A 22842-nucleotide genomic window follows, 5' to 3' on the forward strand; every position below is an offset into this window, starting at 1 on the left:
AGAATGATATCGTTGCCGCCAGCCGTAGGATCGAAAGGAGAGAGAGACATGGTCGAAAGACGAACCCCGATTCCCGTAGCGGAAGCGATCAATCGGGTGATGTGCTATGCCGGGGTGGGGGAAGAGGAAACGGTGCCGCTTCGGCAGTCGTATGGCCGCTATTTGGCGGAAGATTTGTGCGCCGACCATGACGTGCCACCGTTTGACCGCTCCCCGTATGACGGATTTGCCATTCGCGCCGCTGATTCGCAAGAGGCGGGGCTGAACCATCCAGTAGAGTTTGAGGTGATTGAGGCAATCGGCGCCGGACAAGTCGCCACCAAGACGGTCGGTCCGTTTCAAGCGGTGCGTCTAATGACTGGGGCACAAATTCCGAATGGATGCGATGCGGTCGTCATGTTGGAGCTGACCAAACAGTATGAACGGGATGGAAAAACGTATATGTCGATTAAGCGCCCGTTCCGCCCAAGAGACAACATCTCGTTTCAAGGGGAGGACGCAAAAAAAGGGACGCCGCTTGTCAAAAAAGGAACGCGCATCAATCCGGGAGTGGCGGCGCTGTTGGCGACGTTCGGCTATGCCGAAGTGAAGGTGGCGAAAAAACCGCGGATCGGATTGTTTGCGACCGGCAGCGAGCTGCTTGATGTCTCTGAACCGCTCGTTCCAGGGAAAATCCGTAACAGCAACGCCTACATGATTGAGGCACAGGCACTAAAAAGCGGCGCTGAGCTGATCTATTTTGGCCAGCTGGCCGATGACCTTGACGCATGCTTTCACGCCGTGCGCGAGGCGCTCGACCAAGTGGACATGCTCATTACGACCGGGGGCGTCTCGGTCGGCGATTACGACTATTTGCCCGCCATTTACGAGCGGCTTCAGGCGAACGTTTTGTTTAACAAAATCGCCATGCGCCCGGGAAGCGTGACGACCGTCGCCGAGTGGAATGGCAAGCTGCTGTTTGGGCTATCTGGCAACCCATCGGCATGCTATGTCGGCTATGAACTGTTTGTCCGCCCGGTCGTGCGGACGCGCTTGTTTTCTACCAAGCCGTATTTGAAGAAAGTGAAAGCGACGCTTGGCGCCGATTTTCCAAAGCCGAATCCGTTCACCCGCTTCGTGCGCAGCCGCGTCGAAGCGATCGATGGGCGACTCATCGTCAAACCGGTCGGCATGGATAAGTCGAACATCGTCACCTCGCTCGCGGCGGCCAACGCCTTGATGGTGCTGCCAGGCGGGACGAGAGGGTTCGCTAAGGATGACGAAGTGGACGTATGGCTGCTCGATGATGACGAGGGATCGAGCGAATGAATGTCTGGCAAGTTGTCGGCTATAAACATACGGGCAAGACAACGCTCGTCGAAAAATGGGTGGCGGCCGCTGTCCGGGAAGGATGGCGCGTCGGGACGGTGAAGCATCATGGCCATGGCGGCGAGCCTGCACGGCCGGAAGGCGTCGATTCCGTCCGTCATGAGCGGGCTGGGGCGGTGGCGACAGCGGTGGAAGGGGACGGGCTGTTGCAGCTGCACCTCCGCCGACCGTTGTGGCGGTTGGATGATGTTTTGGCGCTTTATGCTCCGCTTCGGCTGGACCTCGTGCTGGTCGAAGGATATAAGCAGGCGCCGCATCCGAAAGTGGTGCTTGTGCGCTCCGAGGAAGATTGGGCATCGCTTCAGCACCTCGCTAACATCCGCGCCGTCATCGCTTGGGAACCTCTTTCTCGACCGTTGCCGCACCCGGTGTTTTCGATGGCTGATGATGCCCGATATATCCCATGGTTAATGAATGAGGTGAGAATGCGGACATGACCGAATCGTTATTTTCCATCACGTCCGAGCCGATTTCGGTCGAGGCTGTGATGAAAAAAGTGATGCGTCCGGAAGCGGGAGCAGTTGCTGTGTTTGCCGGCACGGTGCGCGAATGGACGAACGGCAAGCGGACGCTCTTTTTACAATATGAAGCGTACGTGTCGATGGCAGAGAAAATGCTGGCGCAAATCGGGGCGGAAATCGCGGAAAAATGGCCGGGAGCAAAAACAGCGATTACCCACCGGATCGGACGCCTCGAGATCGGCGACATCGCCGTCGTCATCGCGGTTTCCTCGCCGCATCGTGCGGAAGCGTATGAAGCGAACCGCTACGCCATCGAACGGATCAAACAAATTGTGCCGATTTGGAAAAAAGAACAATGGGAAGATGGCAGCGCATGGATTGGCGATCAACTGGAAACAAAAGCATATCCGTCCGGAAAACCGGAGGTGAATGAACCATGATCCGTCTCTTGTTTTTTGCCCATTTGGGTGAACAAGTGGGCGAGCGGCAAGTAACATGGCCGCACGTCCCAGAAACGGTAGGGAAGCTGAAAGAAGAAGTGGAAGCGCGTTACAGCTTATCGCTTGAGCGTGTCATGACAGCGGTCAATGAGGAGTATGCGCACGATGATGCACCGCTTCAAACGGGCGACACAGTTGCCTTTATTCCACCAGTGAGCGGGGGGTGAGAGCGATGGCGAACAAAAGCAAATGGGTGATGCCAAAACAGCATGGCGCTTGGGCGATGCTCATCATCCCGTTTTGGCTCGGCGCCTACGCCGGTGGGGTTTCGTGGATTCACGTGCCGTTGTTTATTGCTTGGCTTGCGCTCTATTTGGCGACATACCCGCTGTTGATGGCAGTCAAAACGAAACGAAAAGAGCCGTACGTACCCGCTGCCATCCGCTATGGCGCCATCGCGGCGCCGGCGCTTGCCGTTTCCCTTTGGCAACGGCCGGCCCTTGTTTTCTTCGGATTGGCGATGATCCCGTTTTTCCTAGTAAACACCTATTATAGCCGGAAAAAGAACGAACGCGCTTTCTGGAATGATGTCGCGGCCATCGGGGCGTTTTGTATCGGTGGCCTAGGTGCCTTTTATGTTGGGCGTGGGGAGTTGACGTTAGAAGCGTTCGAATTGGCTGTGTTTTCCTTCCTCTTTTTCATCGGCAGCACGTTCTATGTCAAAACGATGATTCGTGAAAAGAAAAACGAGCGGTACAAATGGCTGTCATGGGGCTATCACGCCTTGTTGGTTGCCGGTTTGATCGCCACCGGCGAGACGTTTGCCGTTTTGGCTTACGCGCCGAGCGTCGTCCGTGCTGTATACTTATACGGCAAAGCGCTGCCGATCATGAAACTAGGAATCTTGGAAATCGCCAACGCGGCATACTTTTTCATCGCGATGATCGTTCTCTATTCTTGAGTGAGCTCCCCAAATGAGAGACAGCAACGACCATTTGGAGGTTTTTCTTTTCGTTAAGAGACGCAACTCTCAGCACGCTTTGTCTTGTCTGGTCATTGATTGGGTGAGAACAATCATTTTTTCAGTAAAAGAACAGGTAAGAAGATACGAATGGATCAAAGAGGATGATAGAGTTGAGTTGGATATATATGAAAAAAGGGCATCGGGAAAAATCTTAGAAGTCATTCAAAACATGAGCAATTGAGGCGGTACGATGGGCGTTTGTTCAAAGGATTGTTCGATTAGGAAAAAATCAAACATCATGAAATAAATGCATGATAAAGAGGGTGTCTCAAAAGCGATGAGACACCCTTTCTCACTACGAACGACTTCGCGATTCTCTAGTCACGTTTTGTTAGGGAGGAGATGTTCTTTTGAGCCAGTCCTTGATTGTTAGCTGTCTCCCGCTCATCAGTCGATGCTGCACAGTTCGGGTGGACAGCCTTCGCAGGCAATTTCATCGCGCAAGTATTGCAAGTTGTGGACACGAATTTTTCCTTTTTGCACGGAGATGACGCCTTTTTTCCGCAAGTCACCGAGCATGCGGTTGACAACCTCGCGGGCGGTGCCGCAAAAGTTGGCGAGCTCTTGGTTGGTGAGCGGAATGTCGATCAAAATGCCATCTTCCTTCATGACGCCATAGCTGTTGCACAAACGGATGAGCGTCGAATAAAGCGCTCCTTTTTTGCCGTGCAAAATGAGATCGCGGAATTTCGTCTGTGTTTTGCGGAAGTGGAGGCTCATCCATTTCATAAACTCGATCGCCAACTTCGGATTGTCAGAGAGCTCTTTTTCAATCACCTCGCGCGGAATAGCGGAAACGACGCTGTCTTCGAGCGCTTTCGCCGTCAGCATATAGCGGGCGCCGGGACAAAAGAGCGTCAGTTCGCCGATCAAATCCCCTTGGCTGCAAATGCGCAACGTCAGCTCCTGTCCATCCATGTTCGTTTTGCTAATTTGAATTTTGCCTGATTGAATATAGTAAAGCTCATCTGCTTTTTCCCCTTCTTGGAACAAGTACATTCCTTTTTTGACCGGAATCGTGCGGTAAATCGCCGAAAGTAACTCCCGCAGTTCTACAGATACATGTTCCATCCCATCACAACCTTCTATATCATATACCGTTATAAAAAATTTTACAGTAAGAAAAAGGGAAGTCAATATAAGGACAGTGGAAAGATTGAAAAATTGTTGAACATTCTCGGAACCGTTTGTGACAAATTGGGCGTCTGAGCGGAGAAAGAGCATAGATGGAAAAGTATGATTTCGCGATTGCTTCTGTTTTCATTGTTTCACCGTTTAGCGAACAAAGGAGAGAAAAAATCTTCAAAAATTATTAAATATACATTTGATTTTATTTTTATGCAGTATTATAATGAGAACTACATGAAGCATACAGGTAGGTGGACGGGATGAAGGTGGCGATTATTGGGGCGACAGGATACAGCGGTGCAGAGCTGTTCCGCCTGTTGCAAGCTCACCCGCACGTTGATCGCTGTGACGTCTACTCGTCGTCACAAGATGGGGTGCATTTATCGGAAAGCTTCCCGCACGTCGGGGCGGTTGACGGGGCGGTATTGCATAAACTTGATATCGAAGCGCTTGCCAAGTATGACGCGGTTTTTTTCGCTACGCCGCCCGGAGTATCGGGAGAGTGGGCGCCAGCGCTTGTTGACCGCGGAGTGAAAGTGATTGATTTGTCGGGAGATTTTCGCTTGAAGGATGGAGCGGTATACGAGCGATGGTACGGGCGTGAGGCGGCGCCGGCTGCGTATTTAAAGCGGGCGGTGTACGGATTGACAGAGTGGAACCGGGATGCGGTGCGCGAGGCCGAGCTTCTATCGAATCCAGGCTGTTATCCGACGGCGACGTTGCTTGGTTTAGCACCGCTTGTAAAAGAAAGACTCATTGAAGAGGACTCGATTATCGTTGACGCCAAGTCGGGTGTATCCGGTGCGGGGCGAAAAGCCGGGCTTGGGACGCATTTTTCGGAAGTAAACGAAAACGTGAAAATTTATAAAGTGAATGCCCACCAACATATTCCAGAAATTGAGCAAATGCTTGGAACGTGGAACGGAGCGATGAAGCCGATTACGTTCAGCACCCACTTGATTCCAATGACAAGGGGCATTATGTCGACGATATACGCGAAGGTGAAGCAGCCGTTTTCGCTGAACGACTTAATAGATTTATATAAAACAAGTTATGAAGATGCATCGTTTGTCCGCATTCGCCAGCCAGGACAGTTCCCGGCGACGAAAGAAGTGTACGGCTCCAACTATTGCGATATTGGCCTCGCTTATGATGAGCGGACAGGACGGGTGACGGTCGTGTCAGTGATCGATAACTTAATGAAAGGCGCTGCTGGGCAGGCAGTGCAAAATTTCAATCTGATGATGGGATGGGATGAGGTCGAGGGCCTATGCTTCCTGCCGACTTATCCGTGAGCGTGAGGGAAGGGGGAACGAAACGATGACGGTAACGAAACAAACGGCGCAAGTGACGGCGCTTGCTGGTGGAACGGTCGTCACGCCGAAAGGGTTTCAGGCGGCTGGGGTGCATGCCGGGTTGCATCATTCCAAAAAAGATATAGGGGTGATCGTTTGCGACGTGCCAGCTTCGGCTGCCGCTGTGTATACACAAAGCCATTTTCAAGCTGCACCGCTGAAAGTGACGCAAGCAAGCCTTGCGGTTGAGCAAAAATTGCGGGCGGTTATCGTCAACAGCTCGTGCGCGAACGCCTGCACCGGTGAACAGGGCCTTCGCGATGCGTATGAGATGCGCGACTTATGTGCGAAACAGTTTGGCTTCGCTCCGCACTATGTGGCGGTAGCATCGACCGGTGTGATCGGTGAACACTTGCCGATGGAAAAAATCCGTGCCGGCATCGAAAAGCTCGCTCCCGGAGCGATGATAGCGAACGCTGAAGCATTTCAAACAGCGATTTTAACGACCGATACGGTGATGAAACACGCGTGCTATGAAACGAAGGTCGATGGCAAAACGGTTATCGTTGGTGGGGCAGCGAAAGGATCGGGGATGATTCACCCGAACATGGCGACGATGCTCGCGTTCATTACGACCGACGCCAACATTTCGTCGCCAGTGCTGCAGGCGGCGCTGCGTTCGATTACCGATGTCTCGTTTAACCAAATTACAGTCGACGGCGATACGTCGACGAACGATATGGTTGTTGTCATGGCGAGCGGTTTGGCCGGAAACGATGAGCTGACGCCGGACCACCCGGACTGGGAAAACTTTTACGAAGCGCTGCGGAAAACGTGCGAAGATTTGGCGAAACAAATTGCCAAAGACGGCGAAGGGGCAACGAAGCTCATTGAAGTGCGCGTTCACGGAGCGAAAACGGATGATGAGGCGAAAAAAATCGCTAAGCAAATCGTCGGGTCCAATTTGGTAAAAACAGCTGTCTACGGTGCGGATGCCAATTGGGGGCGGATCATCGGCGCGATCGGTTATGCTGATGCTGATGTTGATCCTGCAAATGTCGATGTTGCCATCGGGCCGATCGTGATGTTAAAAGGGAGCGAGCCGCAGCCTTTTTCGGAAGAGGAAGCGGTCGCCTACTTGCAAAACGACATGATCGTCATTGATGTCGACCTTCATTTAGGTGAGGGCTTTGGCATTGCATGGGGCTGCGACTTAACATATGATTACGTGAAAATTAACGCCAGTTACCGGACATAAGGGGAGAGGAAAATGGAGAACACGGTCGTGATCAAATGCGGCGGCAGCGTGCTTGATGAGCTATCTCCCGCTTTTTTTGCCAGCGTGAAAACGATGCGCGAACAAGGGATGAATGTCGTCATCGTCCACGGTGGCGGGCCGGAGATTGGAAAGATGCTGAAACAGTTGAACGTGCGAAGCGAATTTGTCAATGGTTTGCGCAAAACGACGAAAGAGGTGCTTGCCGTTGTGGAAATGGTGCTGTCCGGTAAAGTGAACAAGCAGCTCGTCACGATGTTCAAACAGCACGGTTTACCGGCAGTGGGCATTTCAGGGGTAGACGGAGGGCTGCTTGAAGCGGAACCGATTGACGGGATTAAGCTTGGCTACGTCGGCCGCGTCACAGCTGTTCGCGTCGATTTGCTGCAAACGCTACTTGCCGCAAACTACATACCGGTCATTTCACCGCTTGGCGTTGGTCGGAGCGGACAAACGTACAACATTAATGCGGACACGGCAGCAGGGGCGATCGCGGCAGCCATCGGCGCCAATCAGCTCGCGTTTGTGACGAACGTGCCCGGCCTTTTGCAAGACGGGACGCTCATCGGGGAAGCAACAGCGGAAACGGTCGAGCAGCTGCTCAAAGACGGTGTCATCACCGGCGGGATGATCCCGAAAGTGAAAGCGGCGCTCTCCGCCTTATCCGATGCGTTGCCGAAAGTGATGATTGTCAGCGGCAAAACGCCGTTTTATGAGCAAGGAACATGGCACGGGACAACAATCCGTAAAGAAGTGGGGGCATATTTATGAGCGCACTGTTTCCAACCTACAACCGTTGGAAAATTTCTGTTCAATCGGCAGAAGGGACGGTTGTGACTGATGTCAATGGAAAACAATATCTCGATTTCGTGTCTGGCATTGCTGTTTGTAACCTCGGCCATCGTCATCCGCACGTCAAGAAAGCAATTGAAGAGCAGCTGAACCAATATTGGCACGTATCAAACTTGTTTACGATTCCGATTCAAGAAGAAGTCGCCTCCCAGCTTGTTGCCCACAGCGCCGGCAATTACGTCTTTTTCTGCAACAGCGGAGCCGAGGCGAACGAAGCGGCGTTGAAACTGGCACGCAAACATACGGGAAGGCATAAAGTCATCACATTTCATCAGTCGTTTCACGGCCGAACGTTTGCGACGATGGCCGCGACCGGGCAAGAGAAAGTGCATAGCGGATTTGGTCCATTATTGCCGGAATTTATACACTTGACGTTTAACGATGCGAGCGCGCTCGAGAAAGCGATGAACGATGAGATCGCGGCAGTGATGCTCGAGATCGTTCAAGGAGAAGGTGGTGTCCGCCCGATTGATCCAGTGTTTTTGCAAACAGCTGCCGAGCTATGTCAAAAATACGGTGCGCTCTTGATCATTGACGAAGTACAAACCGGCATCGGTCGGACCGGGAAGCCGTTTGCGTATCAACATTTTGGCATTGAGCCGGATATTATGACGGTCGCCAAAGGACTGGGCAGCGGCATTCCGGTCGGTGCAATGATCGGCAAGGCGTTTTTAAAAGATTCATTCGGCCCTGGAGTGCACGGGTCGACGTTTGGCGGCAACCCGATCGCGATGGCCGCCGCCAAGGCGACACTTGAAGTCGTGTTCGATTCGGCATTTTTACAAGAGGTTCAAGAAAAAGGAAGCTACTTGCTTGGGCGGTTAAACGAGGCGCTCTCCCCGCTTGAAATTGTCAAGGACGTGCGCGGACTCGGACTGCTTGTTGGGGTGGAATGTCAAACGGAAATCGCTCCACTGTTGCCTTTGATTCATGAAAGCCGCTTGCTCGTTTTGCCGGCCGGACCGAAGGTGATCCGACTGTTGCCACCGCTTGTCGTGACGAAAGACGAAATCGATCAAGCAGTGGATATTTTAACGGCAACATTGAAGAATGCCAACGCCTCGGCTGTCTTGTAATCAAATCAGGCAGTTGACGGCTTCATTTTTATTCTTGTTTTTGCATAAAAATTCTCTAACGGTTATAAAAATTAAACGATGAGGTGGCGCTAATGAAAGCGTATTTGCATCTGGCCAGTGGAAAAACGTTCAGCGGTAAGCTTGCCACCCCGCTTGAAAAAAAGGTGAGCGGGGAGATCGTTTTTTTTACCGGTATGACTGGGTATCAGGAAGTGCTGACCGACCCGTCGTATAAAAATCAAATCATCGTCTTTACGTACCCACTGATCGGCAATTACGGCATCAATGATGAAGATTTTGAAAGCAAACGCCCGCATGTGGCAGCGGCCGTCGTCTATGAGGCGAGCAACGAAGGGTTTCATTATGGAGTGAAATACAGCTTGGCTGAATATTTGCGGCACTGGAACATTCCGCTGCTTACTCACGTTGATACGCGCGCCCTTGTCAAAGAAATTCGCATGGAAGGAACGATGATGGCAGAACTAAGCTCGTCGCCCATCCCAGCGGTGATGGATGAAGAGACAACATTTCCTGTGTGCGCCGTGTCGACGAAAAAGATGGAGACGTACGGCCAAGGCGGACCGCATATCGTGCTAATCGATTTCGGTTATAAAAAATCGATTTTACAGTCGCTCGTATCACGCGGCTGCCAAGTAACCGTCGTGCCGCACGATACGGCGCCGGAAGCGATCGATGCGCTTAAACCGGATGGCCTTGTCCTCTCAAACGGCCCCGGAGATCCGAAACAGCTAAGCGTTCGGCTTCCAGCCATTCGCCAGCTTATCGACCGGTATCCAACTTTAGCCATTTGCCTCGGCCATCAGCTTGTTGCCTTGGCGTACGGGGCGGATACGGAAAAGCTTCGCTTCGGGCACCGCGGCGCCAACCAGCCAGTGTGGGATGCTGTAAAACAAAAAGTGATGATCACGTCGCAAAACCATAGTTATGTCGTCAAAGAGAAAAGCCTTGAGGGCAAGCCGTTTGCCATTCGTTTCATCAACATCAACGATGGCTCAGTGGAAGGCATGATCCATCGCGATAAACCAATTTTGTCGGTGCAGTATCATCCGGAAGCTCATCCGGGGCCGCAAGATACCGGCTATATTTTCGATGAATTTTTGCAAACCGTCGCAAAGGGAGAGAAAGTATATGCCTAAAGATTCCTCGCTTCAGTCGATTCTCCTGATTGGGTCGGGGCCGATCGTCATCGGCCAGGCCGCTGAGTTTGACTATTCTGGGACGCAGGCATGCATCGCCTTAAAGGAAGAAGGATACCGTGTCATTTTAGTGAACAACAATCCGGCGACGATCATGACCGATGACGTCCATGCTGATGCTGTGTATTTTGAGCCGCTCACCGTCGACGCGATCGAAGCGATCATCGCCAAAGAGCGTCCGGACGGGCTGCTGGCGACGTTTGGAGGCCAGACCGGGCTCAACTTGGCGTTTCAACTGTATGAAGCCGGGGTGCTCGAAAAATACGGGGTGAGACTGCTCGGAACACCGATTGAAGCGATCAAGCGCGGAGAAGACCGCGAAGCGTTCCGCGCGTTGATGCATGAGCTTGGCGAACCAGTGCCGGAAAGCGAAATTGTGACAAACGTCAAAGAAGCGGTCGCGTTTGCTGAACAAATCGGTTTTCCGATCATTATTCGTCCCGCGTATACGCTCGGCGGGACGGGCGGCGGCATCGCAGAGAATATGAAGCAGTTTATTGCATTGGTAGAAAAAGGGCTAGCGGAAAGCCCGATCCGGCAATGTTTAATTGAGCGGAGCGTCGCTGGATTTAAAGAAATTGAATATGAAGTGATGCGAGATCAGTCAAATACGTGCATTACGGTTTGCAATATGGAAAACGTCGATCCGGTCGGTGTCCATACGGGCGACTCGATCGTCGTCGCGCCGTCGCAGACGCTGACGGACGAAGAGTACCAAATGCTCCGCTCTTCAGCAGTGAAAATCATTTCAGCGTTAGGTATCATCGGCGGCTGCAACATTCAGTTCGCCCTTGATCCAAATAGCAAACAATATTACTTAATCGAGGTGAATCCGCGCGTCAGCCGTTCGTCGGCGCTTGCGTCAAAAGCGACCGGCTACCCGATTGCTCGCATCGCAGCCAAGCTGGCTGTTGGCTATACGCTCGCCGAGCTCATCAACCCGGTGACGAAAACAACGTACGCCAGTTTTGAGCCCGCATTGGATTATGTCGTTGTCAAGTTTCCGCGCCTGCCGTTTGACAAGTTTCCGCATGCCGACCGGAAGCTCGGCACGCAGATGAAAGCCACCGGAGAAGTAATGGCGATCGATCGCAATATGGAACGGGCGTTCCAAAAAGCGGTTCAGTCGCTTGAGGGCAAAAATAATGGATTGTTTTTGTCGGAACTTTCGGCAAAAACGAATGACGAACTAAAACAGCTGCTCGTCAATAAAGACGACCGCCGCTTTTTCGCCATTTTAGAACTGCTTCGTCGCGGTGTGACGGTCGAAACCATTCATGAGTGGACGAAAATTGACCGTTTCTTCCTTTGTACATTTGAACGGCTCGTTGCGCTCGAAAAGCAGGCGGCAGCCGTTACGCTCGATACGATCGATGAAACGATGTTCCGTTTCTTAAAAGAAAAAGGGGCAAGCGATGCTTTTTTGGCCGAAACGTGGAGCGTAACCGAGCTTGAGGTGCGCAACAAGCGGAAAGAACTTGGCATCGTGCCATCATACAAAATGGTCGATACGTGCGCAGCCGAGTTCCATTCGGAAACGGATTATTATTATTCCGCGTATTTCGGCGAAGATGAGCGAAAACAAGCAAGTGGCAAAGAAAAAGTGCTGATCATCGGCGCGGGGCCGATTCGTATTGGCCAAGGGATTGAGTTCGATTACAGCTCCGTCCATAGCGTGTTCGCTTTGCAAAAGGAAGGCTATGAGACGATCATGATCAACAACAACCCGGAAACGGTGTCGACCGATTTTGCCATTGCCGACCGCTTGTATTTTGAGCCGTTGACATTAGAGAGTGTCCTCGATGTCATTGAAGCGGAACAAATCCAACATGTGATCGTTCAATTCGGCGGTCAGACGGCGATCAATTTAGTGAAAGGACTCGAAGAAGCAGGGGTACGGCTGCTTGGTGTCACCTACGATATCATCGATCAGCTTGAAGATCGCGACCGCTTTTACCAGCTGCTTGAAGAGCTCGACATTCCGCATGTGCCCGGTCTGATGGCGAACGATGCTGAAGAGCTCGTAGCCAAAGCGGCGGAGATCGGTTACCCGGTGCTGCTTCGTCCATCTTATGTGATCGGCGGTCGCGGCATGTTTATCATCCGGAGCGAGGCGCAGCTCGCCGCATTGATCGAACAAGGTGAGTTGACATACCCGATTTTGATCGATGCGTATTTGGACGGAAAAGAGGCGGAAGCGGATATCGTGACAGACGGGACGGACATTTTGCTTCCGACGATTATCGAACATGTCGAAAAAGCCGGCGTTCATTCCGGTGACAGCTACGCTTGGCTGCCGGCGCAGACGCTCACCGAGGAAGAAAGAGCCAACATCGTCGACTATGCGAGGCGGATCGCCAAAAAGCTTGGTTTTAAAGGAATCATGAATATTCAATACGTTATTGCTGACGGAAACGTATATGTGCTTGAAGTGAATCCACGCGCCAGCCGGACAGTGCCGATCGTCAGTAAAACGACTGGCGTGCCGCTTGCGCAAATTGCGACAAAGTTATTGCTTGGGAAATCACTTGTCGACATTCCAGGCGGAAAAATGAGCGGATTGACGGTTATGCCATACGTCGTCTTGAAATATCCGGTCTTTTCAACTTACAAGCTGCCAGGAGTTGACCCAACGGTTGGGCCGGAGATGAAGTCAACCGGAGAAGGCATCAGCATTGCCATGACGAAAGAAGAAGCAGCGTACAAGGCGTTTTATGCCTATTTGCAAAAGAAAGCGAATGCGAATGAGCTATATGTTATCGGCGACATCGACGCGGAGCTGGCGGCGGAGATTGAAACGAAACAGCTGAATATCGTTACGGATGTTTCATTTGCCGACTGGGTGAAACGCGACGGAGCGCTGGCAGTGATCGACTTGCGCAAGGAGGAAGGCGAGGCGCCGAAACGGATGGCTGCGTTGTCCCAACAATTACTCGTCTTCACGGAGCGTGAAACGCTCGATCTCTTTTTACAGGCGCTCACTGTAGGTCAGCTCGATGTACAGCCGATCAGCGGTTGGATTAAAAAGAAAAAACAGGCAGAACAGGCGGTGATCGCATGAATACAGTGATGTCATTAAAAGGGAGAGACTTTTTAACGCTTCTTGATTTTTCTACAGAAGAGATTTTTGACTTGCTGGCGTTAGCAGGCGACCTAAAAGCAAAGCAAAAAGCCGGCATGCCGTATACGCCGCTTGCCGGCAAAACGATGGCGATGATTTTTGAAAAACCATCGACGCGCACGCGCGTATCGTTTGAAGTCGGCATGATTCAACTTGGCGGCAGTGCGCTTTATTTAAACAGCAACGACTTGCAGCTCGGTCGCGGTGAAACGATCGCCGATACGGCTCGCGTCCTGTCGCAATACGTCGATGTCATTATGATCCGGACATTTGCCCACCAAAAAGTCGAAGAGTTGGCCGAATACGCATCGATTCCGGTCATCAATGGCTTGACGGACGACGATCATCCGTGCCAGGCACTGGCGGATTTGCTGACGATTTATGAAGTGAAGAAAACGTTCCAAGGTATCAAGCTCGCTTATGTCGGGGATGGCAACAATGTTGCCAACGCACTCTTGGCGGCTGCGGCGAAAGTCGGCATGGATGTGGCCATCGCTTGTCCACCGGGTTATGAGCCGAAGGCAGCTTATGTAGAAGCGGCGCGCCAAATCGGGGAAAAAACAGGCGCGGCGGTCACAGTGACGCACGACCCGCTCGAGGCGGTGGCGGGAGCGGATGCGATTTATACGGACGTCTGGACGAGCATGGGACAGGAGAGTGAGAGCGATGAGCGGCTGCAAGTATTTCAGCCATATCAAGTAAATGAAGCGCTCGTTAAAGCAGCGAAACCGGACTATATATTTTTGCATTGCTTACCAGCCCATCGCGGCGAGGAAGTGACGGCCGGTGTCATGGACGGTCCGAATTCGATGGTCTTTGAACAGGCTGGCAATCGCCTTCACGCACAAAAAGCGATTTTAGTGTCGGTTTTATAATGGAAAGAACGATGTCCTGCCAAGTGTGGCGGGACATCTTTTTTATTCGGGGCGGCGCAACTGATGATTTTCGGAGGTAATGGAACGATTACAGGCGAAGCAACCCACTGTGCTTGCTGTCTCCCGGCTAACAAGCCATCATTTTCCTTCTTATGAATCGTGGCGCAACGGGGAATGATAACAAATGCAATCGAAGCAAGGGGGATGAAACAAATGGGCCAACCGCGCCATTTTAAACCTGGGGATAAAGCGCCGAACAACGGTGTTTACATTGAAATCGGCGAAACAGGTGACAATGTAAAAAATCCGAAAAAGCTGAAACTAAAAGCCGGCGATACGTTCCCGGAAACGTCGAATCATAACCGGCATTGGACATATTTGCGCAAACCTTAATGTGCGAAAAAAGCCATTCCGTTTTGGAGTGGCTTTTGATTTGCCGTGCGCCGTGCAATCCGCTATAATGATTTATAGTCAAAGAAGGTCAAATGGAGGGAACGGCATGGACGCAAGCCGTTTGACAGAAAAACTGCAAGAAGCGCTCATGGCGGCGCAGTCGCTCGCCAAAGAACGCCATCATCAACAGCTTGATGTTGAGCATCTTCTGAGCGCGCTGCTTGAACAAGAAGGTGGCTTGGCGCCGCGGCTGTTGGAACTTTCCGGTGCCGATCGGAACAAGGTAGTCGGTTTTCTAAACGAGCAGCTTCGTCATAAGCCGGAAGTGCACGGGACGGAGGGGCAGCTATACATTGCCCCGGCGTTGGCGCGGCTGCTTGACGAAGCAGAAGCCGAAGCGAAACGAATGCAAGATGAATACGTGTCGGTTGAGCATGTGCTGCTCGCTTTGCCGTCCGGTGCTGAGCATATCGCCCGGCGTCTGGCGTCGTTTGGGTTGACACGTGAAGCGCTGTTGACAGCATTGACAAAAGTAAGGGGGAATCAACGCGTGACAAGTCCGCATCCGGAAGCGACGTATGAGGCGTTGACAAAATATGGGCGCGATTTAGTCGCCGAAGTGAAGGCGGGAAAAATCGACCCGGTGATTGGCCGTGACAGTGAAATTCGTCGCGTGATTCGCATTTTGTCACGGAAAACGAAAAACAATCCAGTGCTGATCGGCGAACCGGGCGTTGGGAAAACGGCCATTGTTGAAGGGCTCGCCCAGCGCATCGTCCGCAAAGACGTTCCGGAAGGGCTGAAAGACAAAACGATTTTCGCGCTTGATATGAGCGCGCTTGTTGCCGGGGCGAAGTTTCGCGGCGAATTTGAGGAGCGGCTGAAGGCGGTACTGAACGAAATCAAAAAAAGCGATGGCCGTATCATTTTGTTTATTGATGAGCTACATACGATTGTTGGTGCCGGTAAGGCAGAAGGGGCGATCGACGCCGGCAATATGTTGAAGCCGATGCTCGCCCGCGGCGAACTGCGCTGCATCGGGGCAACGACGCTGGATGAATATCGACAATATATTGAAAAAGACCCAGCGCTCGAGCGCCGTTTCCAGCAAGTGCTCGTCGAAGAGCCGAGCGTTGAAGATACGATTTCGATTTTGCGTGGATTAAAAGAACGGTACGAAGTGCACCATGGCGTGAAAATTCACGACCGTGCGCTCGTCGCGGCCGCAGTATTGTCTGACCGTTACATTTCCGACCGCTTTTTGCCTGATAAAGCGATTGATTTGGTCGATGAAGCGTGCGCAACGATCCGCACGGAAATGGAATCGATGCCGTCCGAGCTCGATGAGGTGATGCGCCGCGTCATGCAGCTTGAAATCGAAGAGGCTGCCTTAAGCAAAGAAACAGATGAGGCAAGTCGGACACGGCTTGAGGCGCTGCAAAATGAACTTGCTAACTTGCGCGAGAGAGCGAACGCCATGAAAGCAAAATGGCAACAAGAAAAAGAGACGCTCGATCGTGTCCGCCGCGTGCGCGAGGAGCTCGAACGGGCCAAGCGCGAGCTTGAAGAAGCAGAAAACGACTACGATTTAAACAAAGCGGCCGAATTGCGCCATGGACGCATCCCGCAGCTTGAGAAACAACTGAAGCAGCTCGAGCAGGAAGCAAGCGGCCAAGGAGAAGGAAAGCTGTTGCGCGAGGAAGTGACGGAAGAAGAAATCGCCGAAATTGTTTCACGTTGGACCGGCATTCCACTCACCCGCCTTGTGGAAGGGGAAAGAGAGAAGCTGCTCCGTCTCCATGAATTGCTGCACGAGCGGGTCATCGGCCAAGACGAGGCGGTCGAACTTGTCGCTGATGCCGTCTTGCGGGCGAGAGCGGGCATTAAAGACCCGAATCGCCCGATCGGTTCGTTTCTTTTTCTCGGCCCGACCGGTGTCGGCAAAACAGAGCTCGCCAAAACGCTCGCCGAAGCGCTGTTTGACAGCGAAGAGCAGCTAATTCGTCTTGACATGTCCGAGTATATGGAAAAGCATGCCGTTTCCCGCCTGATCGGGGCGCCGCCTGGTTATGTCGGCTACGAGGAAGGCGGTCAGCTGACAGAGGCGGTGCGGCGCAAGCCATATTCCGTTTTGCTGCTTGATGAAATCGAAAAAGCGCACCCGGACGTGTTTAATCTTTTGCTGCAGCTGTTGGATGATGGACGGCTCACTGACTCGCAAGGACGGACCGTCGATTTTAAAAACACGGTCGTCATTATGACGTCTAACATCGGCTCGCCGCTCTTATTAGAAAGCCGCAACGGCGAAATCGAAGAAGAGACACGGAAACAGGTGCTTGATCAACTGCGCGCCCATTTCCGCCCCGAGTTTTTAAACCGGATCGATGATGTCGTCTTGTTTAAGCCGCTGTCAACGAATGAGGTCAAAGGCATCGTCGCTAAGTTTGCCCGCGAGTTGTCGCGTCGTTTGGCCGATCGGCATATTGAGCTCGTGCTGACGGAAGAAGCGAAACAGCATATCGCCGAAGCCGGCTTTGATCCGGTATACGGCGCCCGCCCCTTGAAGCGGTTTATGCAAAAGCAGATTGAAACCCCGCTTGCCAAAGAGTTGATCGCCGGGCGGGTGAAAGATTACAGCACTGTCACGGTCGATGTCGAAAACGGCCAGCTTGTGATCCGTCCGTCCGCGTAAAAACGTTTTTAGGCGAAGGGGCTATATCACTGACGGGAGAGATGGTTTCTTTTGACGGCAACGAAAAATGGTGCGGCGGTCCAAAAGGTGTCCCGATATAGTGTTCGGGGCACCTTTCTTTTCTTTCACCGATCGTCAAGGGTATAATGAAAAGAAAAAAGAAAGGAGAGTGCTTGGTTGGCGCGGGAACGAAAAATTTCGCTGAATGAGCTGTTTGCCCAAACGAAACAACTTCTCCTTGAACACGGATATGAAGGATTTACGTTTGGCTTGCTGGCTGAAAGGCTTGGAGTGGCGCGGAGTGCAATTTATAAATATTTTGAGAACAAAGAGGAATTGATTACTACATATATGGTAAATGAAATGGAAGAAGTGTTCATAAAATTAGAACATATACATGTGTATCCTACCTTTGATGAGCAATTTCGTTTTCTGCTCGATTTCATCTTATATCATAATGATCTTCATGAAATGATTTCGATTGGAAAACGAATTCCAGAAAACCATCCAAAAGTGCAGGAAAATAAACAGCGTCTCGCCCAGTTTCACAAGAGAATGTATGAAGAGCTAGAGCATTTAATCAAACGGGGAAAACAGGAAGGGAAAATAAAGCCGCACCTTCCGAACCAAGTAATTCTTGGTTATATTTTTCAGTCAGTCTCTGTTCCTCATTTTCCCGGCATCTCTCTTGCTGAATGGGTGGAAAGCATTAGGGAGATCATTATGTACGGGGTCATGAATAGAAATTGACAGTTATGTCACTTTCCCATTATCATTAAGTTGTATTTAAAGTGACAAGTTTGTCACTTTTGTTGATCAAACGAAATGGAGGATGAGTAATGAATCGATGGTTGCAGACGGTGACAGACCGGGTAACGACGAAAAAAGGAATGTGGTGGACACTAGTCGTATGGTTTATTGTCACTGTTGTGTTGGCCGTTGCGGCGCCGAGTGTAAAAGATTATGAAGTATCGAGCATTGAATCACTGCCGGAAGATGTACAGTCGATGGTGGCGCAAAAGAAAATCGATCAATACTTTGCGAATAGCGACGGCATCCCTGCGATTTTTGTTTTTCGTTCTGATGACGAGCCGATTTCAACAGAAGAATTGCAGCGTTTGTTGGCCGATATTGAGAAAAACCACCAAGAAGCACTTGAACAGCTTGTTCCAATTGCTTCCCTCCCACCGCAAGCCGCAGCACGGTTTTTTGCTGAAGATGGGAAAATCGCGGTTGTTCCAGCGATTTATCAGTCTTCATTGGAATCGAAAGAAATTCGCACGATCAATGACGATATTCAGAAACTCGTCCATAGCGAAAGCGATGTAAAGCTTTATATTACTGGTCCGGCTGGCATCGCGGCGGATACGCTGGAATTGTTTTCGCGCGCCGATGTTGTGCTCATGCTCTCAACAGTTGGACTGATTCTAGTGCTGCTGATCATCATTTACCGCTCACCACTATTGGCGCTCATTCCGCTTGTTGTCGCTGCGTTTGTGTATGAAGTAGTCGTGCAGCTGCTCGGGCTGTTAGGGCGAGGAGGACTTGTCATCTCCAACCAAACGGTTTCGATTATGTCCATTTTGCTGTTCGCTGCGATTACGGATTACTCATTGTTTATCTTTTCCCGCTACCGGGAGGAGCTGAAACGGTACGAGAACAAGTGGGAGGCGATGAAGCAGGCGATGCGCGAGACCGGGCTGCCTGTCCTGTTTTCAGGGGGCACCGTATTGGCAGCGATGCTCGTGTTGTTTTTCGCCAAGCTAGGGGATTATCGAAATTTTGCCCCGACGTTTGCTCTCACGATGGCCATCATCATGATTGCTTCGGTCACGCTGATCCCGGCTTTGTTCACGTTGTTCGGACGTAAAGCGTTTTGGCCGAACATTCCGCGTGTCGGTGATGCCAAAGAGAAAGGAATGCGGACATTTTGGGAAAAAGTTGGTCGGTTTGTCGTTCGCAAGCCGCGTCTGACCGTGGCTCTCATCAGCTTGCTCCTTGTGGTGATGGCTGCTCATACGTCAGCATTGCGCTATGAGTATGATCTAATCAAATCATTCCCGGAAGATATGCCGTCGCGCCAAGGATACGAATTGCTCGAGAAGCATTTTGCTAAAGGAGAGTTGGCGCCAACAACGGTCTTGTTTGAGGGGAAAAATGCCTTGACGCCACAACAAATGAAAGAGTTGCAGGAACAACTCGAGAAACAGCCGCTTGTCAGTGAGGTGCGTCCGGCCGGCACAGCGGATGATGGACGTGTGGTCTCGTTTACACTTACATTTCGGGAAAACCCATACGATGTCAAAACGATTGATGCGTTAGACCGGATCATCGATCGGAAGGAAACGATCATCAAACAAAGCGGGCTTGATGGACGACTTTATTTCGCCGGAGAGACGGCAGCGAAAGTGGATGAGCGGGTCGTAAACAACCGCGATATGGTTGTCATTGTCACGTTGGAGACACTTCTTATTTTCCTTCTGCTCATTGGGTTGACAAAGTCCGTAAAACGATCGCTGTATATGATCGGAACGATTCTCGTTTCGTTCGCGGCGGCACTTGGTCTTGGCATTTGGTTGACGGATTTGTTGTTTGATATCAAAACTGTCAGCGACCGTGTGCCGATTTATGCGTTTGTGTTTTTAGTGGCGCTTGGTATTGACTACAATATTATACTCGTGTCGCGCTTCCAAGAAGAGTGGAGAACTCATTCCGTCAACGGGGCGGTCGAACGAGCGGTAGCCCATACTGGCGGCGTCATTTCTTCCGCTGGCCTCATTTTGGCGGCGACGTTTGCCGTGTTGATGACTCAGCCTGTACAACTGTTGTTTGTGTTCGGTTTCCTCGTGGCCATCGGTATTTTACTTGATACGTTTCTTATTCGCGGGATGCTGCTGCCCGGGCTTATTGTCTGGATAGAGAACGGACGGCAGCGAAACGTTCAAACGGGCAACGAATAATGTACAAAAGAACGGACATAAAAACAACGCCTTGGAGTTTTAACAGCTCCAAGGCGTTGTTATTGATCAAAGGTTTTCTAGATTAATGATGGTGCCCGGCTGGCTCGTCCGGAATCAAGGCTGCTACTACAACGATCAAAATCGTAGCGACGACACTGATGATCGCGCCGGTCGTAAAATCATAGCTAATGCCTTGCATCGAGCCCATAACATAGGTCGCCATTTGCACGAGCAAAAACGTCCAGAAAAATGTCCAAAACAGGCGCATCTTGTTTCCTCCTATCTTCGCATCATTTCTTCCCTTATCTTATCACAATTTGTTCATTTAGGCATATACCCGGACGTTTTTTTTCGTCGGGCATATCGTATACTGTACAATTATGTATCGCCAAACAAGGGTGAATGGAAACGATGGCAGGACAACAACGGTTTTTCCAACTTGATGGGCAATGGTGCATCGTTCACGTGCCGGAGCGCCCGAACGGGTTTGCCCTTTTTTTAATGGGGGACGGCGATCATTTCGTGAACGAACAGACGAGTTTTTGGCTCGAGCATCCGGGGCGGCGCCAGTGGCTGGAGGAGTGGCTTGAACGTGGGTATACGGTGTTTTACTCTCATTTGTACGGCCGGCATTGGGGAAGCCCAAAAGCAGTCCGGCTGGCGCGTCAGCTTATCTACTCAGTACTGAAAAGCGAAATTGTCAACAAGCGCATTTATATCGTTGCCGAAGGAATGGGCGCACTTGTCGCCTCGCAGCTGCTTGGCGCCATGCCAAGGCAAATCCGCGCCGTCGCCATGATCAACCCTTGCCTTGATGTACGTGCGCAGCTCAGCTATGCGCAGGAACATTCGTTGATGTATCGACGGATGGTGAAAGAAATCGCGCTTGCCTATGGCATGAAGGAAGAAGAGGTGCCGGAGGCTGTTCCGTCCCTTTTTCTCAGCCCTCATGATGTTCCGGTGACGATTTGGCAGCTCGCCGGTGTGAGCGAATATCCGTCCGCACTGCACAGCCGCAAATACGAACAATGGATGAAAACGATGAACGATCGAGTGCGCGTCGTTTATCATTTACTGGAAAGGCGGCGCCAGCTGGCAGCGCAAATCGGACAATTTTTTCGCCAGTACAATGAGCTCCCGTAAACAACGAAGGCAGACGCATCGCTTGGTTGCGTCTGCTATTTTTTTATGAAATCGACGAGTGAAGAGATCTTTTTGACAAGCGGTTTTAACTGTTGCAAAGAGTCCGTCAGCACGCTGACATTTTCAAACAGTTTCATAAAATCAATGTTTGGCAGCGGGAGCGGATCTGTCTCCTCCCGCTCTTCCCGCCGGTCGGTTTGGCGTGGGGGGAACGGGCCGAACATGAGGCGAGAGAAGCGATCATGCGGCTCGCGATGCTGTTCTGGTGTTGGATTGTTCGCCATGTAGCGTCCTCCCTTTCGTACCATCTTTACTTGTCATTGTATTGTATGAGCGGAAATGAAAAACGGTTTGGACAAATGCCTTTAAGTACAGAGAAGCGCCTGAATTCTCTTTGCTTTTCTTTCAAGGGGATCTCCGCTTTTCTATTGCGCACATGCGCTCTTTCCGATAAAATTAGTACCAAGTAATAATAATTGGTTATGTGGATTGATTGTATATTGGGAATTACGCTGTATTCAAAAGGATTTTCGGTTATTTTGCAAGGAAAAAGGAGATGAGTAGCATGGGAGCAGGAATTATCGGCGTTGGTTACTATGCACCGGAAAAGGTGTTGACAAACGCTGACTTGGAAAAAATGATGGACACATCAGATGAATGGATTCGAACGCGCACGGGGATTGAAGAACGGCGCATCGCTCCAGATGAGATGGATACATCTGACATGGCGTATTTTGCTGCTGAGAAGGCGCTCGCTCACGCGGGCATTTCCGCGAAAGACATTGATTTGATTTTGGTAGCTACCGTTACTCCGGACCGCCCGTTCCCGTCTGTTGCGTGCATGTTGCAAGAGCGCCTCGGTGCTGTCAACGCTGCAGCGTTGGACATTAGCGCTGCCTGCGCCGGGTTTATGTATGGGGTCGTGACGGCGAGCCAATTCATTGACAATGGTGCATACAAGTATATATTGGTAGTAGGCGCGGAAAAACTATCAAAAATTATTGACTGGACCGACCGGAATACGGCAGTGCTGTTTGGCGATGGCGCCGGGGCGGTCGTCATGGGGCCGGTGTCACCCGGACGCGGCATTTTATCCTTTGAATTAGGCGCTGACGGAACGGGAGGAAAACATTTATATCAAGACGAATATATCATCATGAACGGCCGTGAAGTGTTTAAGTTCGCTGTCCGGCAAATGGGAGAGTCAAGCTTGAATGTGCTCGAAAAAGCTGGCCTATCGAAAAATGATGTTGACTTTCTGATTCCCCACCAGGCGAACATTCGCATTATGGAGGCAGCCAGACAGAGGCTCGAGCTGCCGGAAGAGAAAATGTCAACAACGATTCGCCGATACGGCAATACGTCAGCCGCGTCCATTCCAATTTCACTCGCTGAGGAATTTGAAGCGGGGAAAATTAAAGATGATGATGTCATCGTCATGGTTGGATTCGGCGGCGGGCTGACGTGGGGTGCGATCGCCTTGCGCTGGGGCCGCTAACAACTTTTAGATTATCGGAAAAA

Annotated in this window: 21 protein-coding genes; 18 read left to right on the forward strand and 3 right to left on the reverse strand. The window is 51.3% G+C overall.

All coding sequences use genetic code 11. From position 1 onward, the window contains the following. Positions 1–48: 48 nt before the first annotated feature. Genes glp through IC804_RS13815 form a run of 5 tightly spaced genes read left to right on the forward strand, consistent with a single transcriptional unit; the run spans position 49 to position 3230 of the window. Positions 49–1308, forward strand: coding sequence for a molybdopterin molybdotransferase MoeA (gene glp, locus IC804_RS13795; RefSeq protein ID WP_081157029.1), 1260 nt, complete (start codon positions 49–51; stop codon positions 1306–1308). After that, positions 1305–1805 (forward strand): molybdopterin-guanine dinucleotide biosynthesis protein B, encoded by a 501-nt coding sequence (mobB, locus tag IC804_RS13800; protein WP_081157031.1) that lies wholly within the window; start codon positions 1305–1307, stop codon positions 1803–1805. The genes glp and mobB overlap by 4 nt, the downstream gene beginning before the upstream one ends. Continuing rightward, entirely contained in the window at positions 1802–2269 is a 468-nt protein-coding gene (locus tag IC804_RS13805; RefSeq protein ID WP_081157044.1) for a molybdenum cofactor biosynthesis protein MoaE, read from the forward strand. The genes mobB and IC804_RS13805 overlap by 4 nt, the downstream gene beginning before the upstream one ends. Then, positions 2266–2496: a molybdopterin converting factor subunit 1 gene (gene moaD, locus IC804_RS13810; protein WP_008879004.1), complete on the forward strand. Its 231-nt coding sequence runs from the start codon at positions 2266–2268 to the stop codon at positions 2494–2496. The genes IC804_RS13805 and moaD overlap by 4 nt, the downstream gene beginning before the upstream one ends. 5 nt (positions 2497–2501) lie before the next feature. After that, the gene (locus IC804_RS13815; RefSeq protein WP_081157046.1) at positions 2502–3230 is read left to right on the forward strand and encodes a YwiC-like family protein; all 729 of its coding nucleotides are present in this window, start codon (positions 2502–2504) and stop codon (positions 3228–3230) included. 450 nt (positions 3231–3680) lie between these two features. Here IC804_RS13815 and IC804_RS13820 read toward each other — a convergent pair whose 3' ends face one another. After that, on the reverse strand, positions 3681–4364 hold the full coding sequence (locus IC804_RS13820; protein WP_008879001.1) for a Crp/Fnr family transcriptional regulator: 684 nt from the start codon (positions 4362–4364) through the stop codon (positions 3681–3683). 317 nt (positions 4365–4681) lie between these two features. Between IC804_RS13820 and argC the strand changes: the two genes are divergently transcribed. The 11 genes from argC to IC804_RS13875 all read left to right on the forward strand — a co-directional run bounded on the left by argC (position 4682) and on the right by IC804_RS13875 (position 20178). Further along, positions 4682–5716, forward strand: a complete 1035-nt coding sequence (gene argC, locus IC804_RS13825; protein WP_008878999.1) for an N-acetyl-gamma-glutamyl-phosphate reductase — start codon at positions 4682–4684, stop codon at positions 5714–5716. Positions 5717–5741: 25 nt separating this feature from the next. Further along, the gene (gene argJ / locus IC804_RS13830; protein ID WP_008878998.1) at positions 5742–6974 is read left to right on the forward strand and encodes a bifunctional ornithine acetyltransferase/N-acetylglutamate synthase; all 1233 of its coding nucleotides are present in this window, start codon (positions 5742–5744) and stop codon (positions 6972–6974) included. 12 nt (positions 6975–6986) lie between these two features. After that, complete coding sequence (gene argB, locus IC804_RS13835) at positions 6987–7763, forward strand: acetylglutamate kinase (RefSeq protein ID WP_008878997.1); 777 nt, start codon at positions 6987–6989, stop codon at positions 7761–7763. Then, positions 7760–8920, forward strand: a complete 1161-nt coding sequence (locus IC804_RS13840) for an acetylornithine transaminase (RefSeq protein WP_081157048.1) — start codon at positions 7760–7762, stop codon at positions 8918–8920. The genes argB and IC804_RS13840 overlap by 4 nt, the downstream gene beginning before the upstream one ends. Positions 8921–9012: 92 nt before the next feature. Further along, positions 9013–10077, forward strand: a complete 1065-nt coding sequence (locus tag IC804_RS13845; RefSeq protein WP_008878995.1) for a carbamoyl phosphate synthase small subunit — start codon at positions 9013–9015, stop codon at positions 10075–10077. After that, positions 10070–13198 (forward strand): carbamoyl-phosphate synthase (glutamine-hydrolyzing) large subunit, encoded by a 3129-nt coding sequence (locus tag IC804_RS13850; RefSeq protein WP_011886931.1) that lies wholly within the window; start codon positions 10070–10072, stop codon positions 13196–13198. The genes IC804_RS13845 and IC804_RS13850 overlap by 8 nt, the downstream gene beginning before the upstream one ends. Next, on the forward strand, positions 13195–14133 hold the full coding sequence (gene argF / locus IC804_RS13855; protein WP_008878993.1) for an ornithine carbamoyltransferase: 939 nt from the start codon (positions 13195–13197) through the stop codon (positions 14131–14133). The genes IC804_RS13850 and argF overlap by 4 nt, the downstream gene beginning before the upstream one ends. 213 nt (positions 14134–14346) lie before the next feature. After that, the gene (locus tag IC804_RS13860; protein ID WP_008878992.1) at positions 14347–14526 is read left to right on the forward strand and encodes a YjzC family protein; all 180 of its coding nucleotides are present in this window, start codon (positions 14347–14349) and stop codon (positions 14524–14526) included. A gap of 106 nt (positions 14527–14632) precedes the next feature. After that, positions 14633–17218, forward strand: coding sequence for an ATP-dependent chaperone ClpB (gene clpB / locus IC804_RS13865; protein WP_011886932.1), 2586 nt, complete (start codon positions 14633–14635; stop codon positions 17216–17218). A gap of 177 nt (positions 17219–17395) precedes the next feature. Beyond that, a complete protein-coding gene (locus IC804_RS13870) occupies positions 17396–17968 on the forward strand; it encodes a TetR/AcrR family transcriptional regulator (protein WP_008878990.1) in 573 nt (190 codons plus the stop codon). Between the two features lie 89 nt (positions 17969–18057). Next, the gene (locus IC804_RS13875) at positions 18058–20178 is read left to right on the forward strand and encodes an MMPL family transporter (protein ID WP_081157050.1); all 2121 of its coding nucleotides are present in this window, start codon (positions 18058–18060) and stop codon (positions 20176–20178) included. A gap of 82 nt (positions 20179–20260) precedes the next feature. Here IC804_RS13875 and IC804_RS13880 read toward each other — a convergent pair whose 3' ends face one another. After that, complete coding sequence (locus tag IC804_RS13880) at positions 20261–20446, reverse strand: YjzD family protein (RefSeq protein WP_008878986.1); 186 nt, start codon at positions 20444–20446, stop codon at positions 20261–20263. 134 nt (positions 20447–20580) lie between these two features. On the opposite strand from IC804_RS13880, the gene IC804_RS13885 reads away from it, so the two are divergent. Further along, positions 20581–21321 carry an alpha/beta fold hydrolase gene (locus IC804_RS13885; protein ID WP_008878985.1) on the forward strand — a complete coding sequence of 247 codons (741 nt, stop codon included), beginning with the start codon at positions 20581–20583 and terminating at the stop codon, positions 21319–21321. Between the two features lie 35 nt (positions 21322–21356). Here the strand turns inward: IC804_RS13885 and IC804_RS13890 are convergent, their stop codons facing one another. After that, a complete protein-coding gene (locus IC804_RS13890) occupies positions 21357–21605 on the reverse strand; it encodes a hypothetical protein (protein WP_008878984.1) in 249 nt (82 codons plus the stop codon). A 281-nt stretch (positions 21606–21886) separates the two neighbouring features. Between IC804_RS13890 and IC804_RS13895 the strand changes: the two genes are divergently transcribed. After that, positions 21887–22819, forward strand: a complete 933-nt coding sequence (locus tag IC804_RS13895) for a beta-ketoacyl-ACP synthase III (RefSeq protein WP_008878983.1) — start codon at positions 21887–21889, stop codon at positions 22817–22819. Positions 22820–22842: the final 23 nt, after the last annotated feature.

It is taken from the genome of Geobacillus sp. 47C-IIb, from assembly GCF_014679705.1.
Taxonomy (GTDB): domain Bacteria; phylum Bacillota; class Bacilli; order Bacillales; family Anoxybacillaceae; genus Geobacillus; species Geobacillus thermodenitrificans.